This window comes from Psychrobacillus sp., from assembly GCF_056205495.1.
The window spans coordinates 1-6,999 of record NZ_JBAEAP010000115.1 but is presented as its reverse complement, the minus strand read 5'-3'; the positions used below and the strand labels follow the sequence as shown (position 1 = coordinate 6,999).

At 37.8% G+C, this 6,999-nt stretch carries 9 protein-coding genes; all 9 read right to left on the bottom strand.

The genetic code is table 11. The annotated features are described in order from the left end of the window. Nucleotides 1-425: 425 nt before the first annotated feature. The gene (locus AC06OU_RS03510; RefSeq protein ID WP_169360364.1) at nucleotides 426-857 is read right to left on the bottom strand and encodes a S1 domain-containing RNA-binding protein; all 432 of its coding nucleotides are present in this window, start codon (nucleotides 855-857) and stop codon (nucleotides 426-428) included. Between the two features lie 143 nt (nucleotides 858-1,000). Next, nucleotides 1,001-1,399: an FtsB family cell division protein gene (locus AC06OU_RS03505; RefSeq protein WP_475854015.1), complete on the bottom strand. Its 399-nt coding sequence runs from the start codon at nucleotides 1,397-1,399 to the stop codon at nucleotides 1,001-1,003. An 11-nt stretch (nucleotides 1,400-1,410) separates the two neighbouring features. Beyond that, nucleotides 1,411-1,929, bottom strand: a complete 519-nt coding sequence (gene yabQ, locus AC06OU_RS03500; protein WP_475854013.1) for a spore cortex biosynthesis protein YabQ — start codon at nucleotides 1,927-1,929, stop codon at nucleotides 1,411-1,413. Then, nucleotides 1,926-2,228, bottom strand: a complete 303-nt coding sequence (gene yabP, locus AC06OU_RS03495) for a sporulation protein YabP (protein WP_169360362.1) — start codon at nucleotides 2,226-2,228, stop codon at nucleotides 1,926-1,928. Before yabP ends, yabQ begins: the two co-directional genes overlap by 4 nt. A 170-nt stretch (nucleotides 2,229-2,398) precedes the next feature. Then, the gene (locus AC06OU_RS03490; RefSeq protein ID WP_251556966.1) at nucleotides 2,399-2,689 is read right to left on the bottom strand and encodes an RNA-binding S4 domain-containing protein; all 291 of its coding nucleotides are present in this window, start codon (nucleotides 2,687-2,689) and stop codon (nucleotides 2,399-2,401) included. Nucleotides 2,690-2,693: 4 nt separating this feature from the next. Beyond that, a complete protein-coding gene (gene yabN, locus AC06OU_RS03485) occupies nucleotides 2,694-4,154 on the bottom strand; it encodes a bifunctional methyltransferase/pyrophosphohydrolase YabN (protein WP_475854012.1) in 1,461 nt (486 codons plus the stop codon). A gap of 12 nt (nucleotides 4,155-4,166) precedes the next feature. Continuing rightward, entirely contained in the window at nucleotides 4,167-5,777 is a 1,611-nt protein-coding gene (locus AC06OU_RS03480) for a putative polysaccharide biosynthesis protein (RefSeq protein ID WP_475854010.1), read from the bottom strand. 85 nt (nucleotides 5,778-5,862) lie between these two features. Then, nucleotides 5,863-6,399: a stage V sporulation protein T gene (spoVT, locus tag AC06OU_RS03475; RefSeq protein WP_169360358.1), complete on the bottom strand. Its 537-nt coding sequence runs from the start codon at nucleotides 6,397-6,399 to the stop codon at nucleotides 5,863-5,865. Nucleotides 6,400-6,487: 88 nt separating this feature from the next. Beyond that, nucleotides 6,488-6,999, bottom strand: a 512-nt coding sequence (locus tag AC06OU_RS03470; protein ID WP_475854008.1) for a TRCF domain-containing protein, incomplete at its 5' end; no start/stop codon positions are given.

Here is a 6,999-nt window from a genome sequence, read left to right as displayed (position 1 = left end):
TTTTTTTAGTGACTGTAAACATAAACAAAGGAACTTTCAAATGGCTATTAAGAACATAAATAGATGATGAAATTAGGGTTGGTGACAGTTTTTAGCTTTGTTTATGCGAGTAAATTGATTAGCGCTTTACCGATGCTAAAGCTGTTCCCATTTATTGATTGGAGCGCCAGACGGCGACTCCTACGGGATGAGTGAGACAGATAAGACATCACAACCACGCGCGTAAGCGATGGGTGATGGCTTATTGCTCACCCCGAGGAAAGCGTCCGGCTGGGGCGGAAATCAATTCTACTCTCTGATCTAAGATTTCTTTGCATCATAAATCAACCCTACCCTTTAACATAGCCAATAAAAAAGGCACTAGCTAAGCTAGCACCTTTCTACATCTATTAAACATTTTTTCTACCGATAAAACAGACAGCATGTTATCCTCGTTTTGCGCCTCTACCACCGCGTTTAGATTCAGTTGCGCGTTTTAACGTAGTCAAACGATCTTCACTATCCTTTAAGAATCTCGCCATTTTTTGCTCAAAATTCTCTTTGCTCGGACGATCACGATCGTTCGGGCGGTTATTACTGCGTGGACGCTGAGGACGTTCTGGTCTCTCTGGTCTTTCTGCTTGTGGCTTTGCTTTACGAATAGATAAGCCGATTTTGCCATCCGCTTCAACATTCATCACTTTAACTTCTACCATGTCGCCCACTTTTAAATGATCATTAATATCCTTCACATAGTTATCTGCAACTTCACTAATGTGAACTAGACCAGTTGAGCCTCCTGGAAGCTCGACAAATGCTCCGAAGTTAGTGATTCCTGTTACTTTACCTTGTACCTTGCTGCCTACTTCAATTGACATAAAAAAAATGCTCCTCCTTAAAATTTAAGCGGTCCTTAAAAAATGAATTTGTATAGTTTTTTTATACATATCCTATCTTTTATTATAGCTAACAAAAAAAGAGTGTCAACAAGACCACTCTCTTCAAATTGGTTTTTTTTAATTTACTTATCATTTCCCTCCGGAAGAGAGAAGATAATTTCGCCTTCCTCTGAAAGGAAAAACTCTTTTCTTAATAGCTTTCCGATGTAATCATCATCATTTAACTTGGAGATTTGGATTTTGAGCATTTCTTGGTCTTCCTGAACTTTTGCTAGTTCTTCTTCAACCTGGACCTGCTGTTCCTTTTTCTCTGCTAATGTTTGATGGCTGTTCACAAGGGTCATTATTAAAAATCCAGTTACTGCTATTGAAACGATAAAGAATGCTGCTAACCGTCTAAATAACCGAACTTTTTTAGATTTTATACGAGATTCGCGACGTTGAACAGAGCGTAAATAATCTGTATTTATAGATGCCACTTGTTTTTCGTATGGTTCTTTTTGTATTTGTCTCTGCCTCACATCGTTCTCTCCTATCTTTTCTTATATTTTTTCTTATATTTTTGGTATCTTTTATTATAACTTATTTTTGGCAATTTCTGTAGTGCCAATAGCTTTAATTTTTTGTATGGAGTACGGAATGGTTTTATTATTAAACTGATAATAAATATGATAAAAGATATAATTTTTCCAAGAATCCTAAAAATGGTCCGAATTATGAACCAAATCGGCTTTACTACCAAACGCAAAAAGATTCTTCCAGCTAACCGAAAGACGGGCTGAAAAAATAACTGGTAAAGGAGAATTCCTAACACTTGTGCAAGTGGATCATAAATTCTCCAAATCCCGTCTCGTACATTAAAAAGAATGTAAAAGGTCGCTAGTCCCATTAAAATCCAAATAACTATTTCTAACACTACCTGATATTTAAAAACAAAGGAACGCTTGGGAGTATGCTCCGTTATAAAACGCGTTCCTTCTATTACAGCACCAACTAAAATACCGCTGCCGATCATTAGCATTAAACTATAAAACTGTAGAGAAAGTGTCATCCGAATAATTTATGAAGTAATCCTCTAGCACCGTCTGAACTTTGTTCCTCATCGTACTCCATAGATCGTACAATGCCCTCCAAAGTTAGAAGTCCTTTATCAACATCTAGATGGACAATCTTCAAGTCCTCTCCTTTGATATGAAGGGTTCCTTGAGATGTACGTACATAAAATTCCTGCTGATCAAAGCGTTCGATTGCTTTTACAGATGTTAAGTCCATTCTTTTACGATTTCTTAGTGAAATTAAGTGATCCCCCGACGGAATTGTGATAGTTTGATTCTCTGCTTGATATTGCATATACTCTCTCCTCTCCTTGTCCTAATCTATTGTATGCTCCATATAAAAAAAGCATGACACAATCTCATGCTTTTTTTTAAAAGAATTTATTCTTAATAGATTTAGCCGGAAAGGAAGACTATCATCTTCCAATTTAAACGTAATCTTTGAAAACCAAGATAATCTTTCTCCTAGTCTTCATCGTCAATGAACTGAGGGTCTACCTTCTCTAATCTCTCTTCTTTAATAATGGTGAACATGGATGCAGCCTCTTCTTTTTTAGCAGAGTCTTTAATCCCGTCCACGGATGCAGTTACAACCTTTTGCCCGAAACGAATAGATAGCTCGTCACCAACTTTAACGTCAGAGCTAGCCTTTGCCACCTTATTATTAATGGTAATACGTCCTTGATCCGCTACCTCTTTAGCTAATGTTCTTCTTTTAATAAGTCTTGAAACTTTTAGAAATTTATCTAATCTCATATCCTCACTGCCTCTCTAATTTTTTGGCATCCTTCCAAAACTGGTCAAGCTCCTCTAAGTTATAATCTTCAAAGCTTCCTCTGTTTTGTTGAACACATCGTTCTATATATTCAAATCTTCTTTTGAATTTTTGATTTGCTTGCATCATGGCAAGCTCTGGGGATAGTCCATAAAAACGGGCTAAATTCACCACGGTAAATAATAAATCTCCCAGCTCATCTGTTTGCGCTTCTTTATCGTTAGACAAGAGCTCAGCCTTCCACTCCTGCAGCTCTTCCTCAAACTTCTCCCAAGCTCCAGAAACCTCTGGCCAATCAAAGCCAACTTTGGCAGCTCTTTTTTGATAATTAAAGGAGGTCAATAGAGACGATTCTGTTCGTAATTCATCCTCTAATAAAGATTTTGAGGTTTTCTTACCTTCTTTTTCTTTAATCTCCTGCCAATTACTTAATACTTGTTCTGTACTATTTGCTTCTACATCTCCAAAAACATGCGGATGTCTTCGAATCATTTTTTCAGTTATTGAAGCTAATACATCCTCTAAACTGAAGTATCCATTGTCTTCTCCAATTTGAGCATGTAAGAAAACCTGTAACAGTACATCTCCCAGCTCTTCTACAATACGATCGTCATCTTCCTCGTCTATTGCTTGAAGTAGCTCATAAACCTCTTCTACTGCATATTTTTTCAAGGTTGTATGAGTTTGTTCCTTATCCCAAGGGCACCCATTAGGACCCCGCAGCTGGGCTACCACCTCTCGAAGAGTTTGCCATTCCTTTACACGACTTTCTTTTTCATGAATAGGTGGAACGTATAAGGTCGTTAAATTATTTAATTCCATTTCCCGATCCAGTTCAAATAAAGGCACCTTTTTTAAAACTTCTTCCGAGGAACCTGCCGCTGTCACTATTGTGACCTCAAAATCGTCCGGATACTTTTCCATTAGTGTTAGCTTAACGTCTGAAGCACTAAAGGAATCATAAACCTGCCCTATTAAAACGTGAGAATTCATCTGTATATCATCTCGCTTAAAGCTAGTTCCGTCTAACAATTGAAACCCTTCTATAGGATCTATGCGAAGAGCTCCAAATATAGGGTCTAGAAAGCTCTGCCCGCCCTCTATAGTAATCGTTGCCTTGCCTTGTTTTTCAGCCTGAACCAATAGTTGAACGGTTTGCTCCGCTACTAAAGGGTGGCCAGGAACAGCATAGATTATTGGATTTACAGCTGACAGCTCCAGAAGATTCTCCACTATCTCTTTGTACACATTCTCAAATTGATCATTCTTTTCATAAATAGCATCGAAGCTAGTCCAAGTTACTCCCTCTGTTTGGAGCTCTTGAAGGACTGGATGCTGTTCTGTACGAACATATAAATGGGTTGCATTTTTTAACTTTTTATAAATCCCTAGTGGAAGCTGATTTAAATCACCGGCCCCAAGTCCGATTATTGTAATCTCATGCATCTTCTCACAACCTTACTTTTCTTTATTTAGCCAAAGCTGGAGCTTGGCCATTCTTCTTCCTAAGGGAAGTAAGAACCATTCTTTTTCTGCAATTACACGCCTTTTCGTCAATAGAAAGATAAAAACTATTGCACCAAGCATTACCGAACTAAGTGAAATGACTACTGCCTCCACTCTGCTAGATAAAATTTCAACTGGAAAACGGTCTATAAGCCTAGTATAAGCAATAACGATTACGAACATAACTAATGATGCCTGAGCAACTCCCTTATAAAAACTGTTGGGAGCGAAGCGTATTTTCCACTGTTTTTTAAAGTAAAGCAACATCAACATACATGCAATCGCTAAACTAATATTCCCCGACCAGGCAGCACCGATTACACCATAACTAGGTATTAGTATACCGTTTAATATCCATTTACAGCACACACATAGTAATAGGATTAGGGTTGGAACTCTCACCTTCCCCCCACCTTGAAGCATGGCCATGAATGTTAATATTAAAGACATCCAAATTATCTGCAAAGAAAATACCATGAGAGTAATAGATTCTGCACGCGTTTTAAACAGCATTTCGTTTAAATAAGGAAGTACTGCAATAAGTCCTAATGCGGCAGCAATTCCAAACGTAAAGGCTATTCTAAACGTCAACTGCATAAATGGTTGGGCCGTTCTTCCTTTGTCTTTATTTAAACGATGTGCAACAAGAGGCACGATAGAAAGAGAAAGGGTAGAGGCGATGACAATCCCAAGCTGTACGAGTGGTTGACCTCGATCATATACGCCCTTTTTCTCCATCGCCTCTTGTCTACCCATTCCATTATCTACTAGTAACTGAAATACTGTGAAGGAGTCTACCAGTTGAAGAAGTAAAAATAGCAATGCACTTATACTTGCACTTATACTTAGCATCGTCAGTTGCTTTACGATGGGCCATACAGGCACCGATCCTACGCTTTCTTCTTTACCTGTTTTCTTTGTAATCCTCCAATAGACTATTCCTAAGAAAACTACTCCTCCCAATTCTCCAGCAACTGCTCCATACATCGCCATACTACCCGCTTTATATAAATCCAAGCTATTTAAGAGAACTACCCAGGTCCCGAGTAAAATAACCGAAACACGAATGGCCTGCTCTAGTACCTGAGCATAAGCAACCGTGCCCATTCGTCCCTCTGCTTGAAATTCTCCTTTTAGGACTGCAAGGAGCGGCATAAGCAGAATGACATAGGATCCTGCTCTTAAAAGCTGAGCTAGTTGGACATCCCCCATAAAACTGCCTAATAAATTTGCACCAAAAAATAAGAAAACAAAAAATATAATAGAGATAATTCCGATATAATAAAAAGCAATTTTTCTTATTTTAGGGATTGCAAAGGTTTTCCCATTCGCTTTATAATCAGACAAAATTTTGGAAAGTGCTATAGCAAAGCCAAAAGAAGTCCAAGTTGTAATAATCGCAATAAAAGGATAAACCTGCTGGTAAATGTAAAAGCCTTCATCGCCGACTAGGTTTTGAAAGGGTACGCGATAAACTGCACTAAGTAGTTTCACGATAATCGCTGCCACCGTTAGCATGGCAGCGCCCTTCATATACGATTTCATATTCCAATCATTACTCATTTTTAAAATCCTTCTTCCATCCAGCAATAGCACTATTATACATGAATATAAAGAATCCTTCCTCTTGTACAAGAGGAAGGTTCATTTAGCTCTCCATTTGTTTTGCTAAGAAATTAGCTGCTGTTTCAATAGCTTTCATTTCTGCTTCTCCGATAAAATGCACTTTAGAGAATAGGAATATAGCGCCTATCGGATCACCAGAAGCAATGATTGGAGCGATACAGTAAGATTTAACTGTTTCAACGACTCCCGGTACCCATTCTACTGAGTTTTCATGCTTTTCCACTACCATTGTTCTATTATTCACTACATCCTCAACGTCGGAACTTAAACGACGTTTTAAATAATCCTTCTTAGATAACCCTGCTGCAGCAATCATTTCATCGCGATCACTAATAAGTACTGGCGTACCTAACGTTTCATAAAGCGTTTCAGCATACTCTTTTGCAAAGTCTCCAAGCTCACTAATTGGAGAATATTTTTTTAGGATAATTTCTCCTTCTCGGTCTGTAAAGATTTCTAAAGGATCACCTTCTCGTATACGAAGGGTTCTACGTATTTCTTTTGGAATTACAACTCTACCTAGATCATCAATTCTACGTACTATGCCTGTTGCTTTCATGTAATGTGTGCCTCTCTTTCGACAGAATGGAAATTAAAGTTCATTTCTGCCATAGTATGCCTCACATTACCCAATAATATGCAATACGTTAATTTACTTCTAATTTCTTTTTTGCTTTAGGTAATAAACTCATTATTTCTTCTAATACATCAAAAGTATTTAACTTTCCTATTTTACGCTCATCTATGGTGACAACTAAGTTGCCCTTATCTACATTAAAGCCTACAGCACGACCAAACTTCATCGTTTCCTCTAACAGTAATGCACCATCAATAGATTGTGTTCCAGACTCACTAAGCCTAATGGATGTTATCTTATTGGCTTCTTTAATAGATTCTATTCCAGCAATTTTACCCCAGACCTTCATACGAGCTATTCTAAGAAGTACTTCCGTTTCTAGAGGCATATCTCCAAAACGGTCCTGTAATTCTTCTACAATGTCCAAATACTCTTCTTCTGTTTCCATTGCCTTGACTCGCTTATACATTTGGATCTTTTGATATCCATCCGCAATATACTCATCTGAAATATATGCTTCTACTCCTAACACAATTTCAATATCTTGTACTTCTTCTTTTTTAGTTCCAGTTTGTTTTTCTT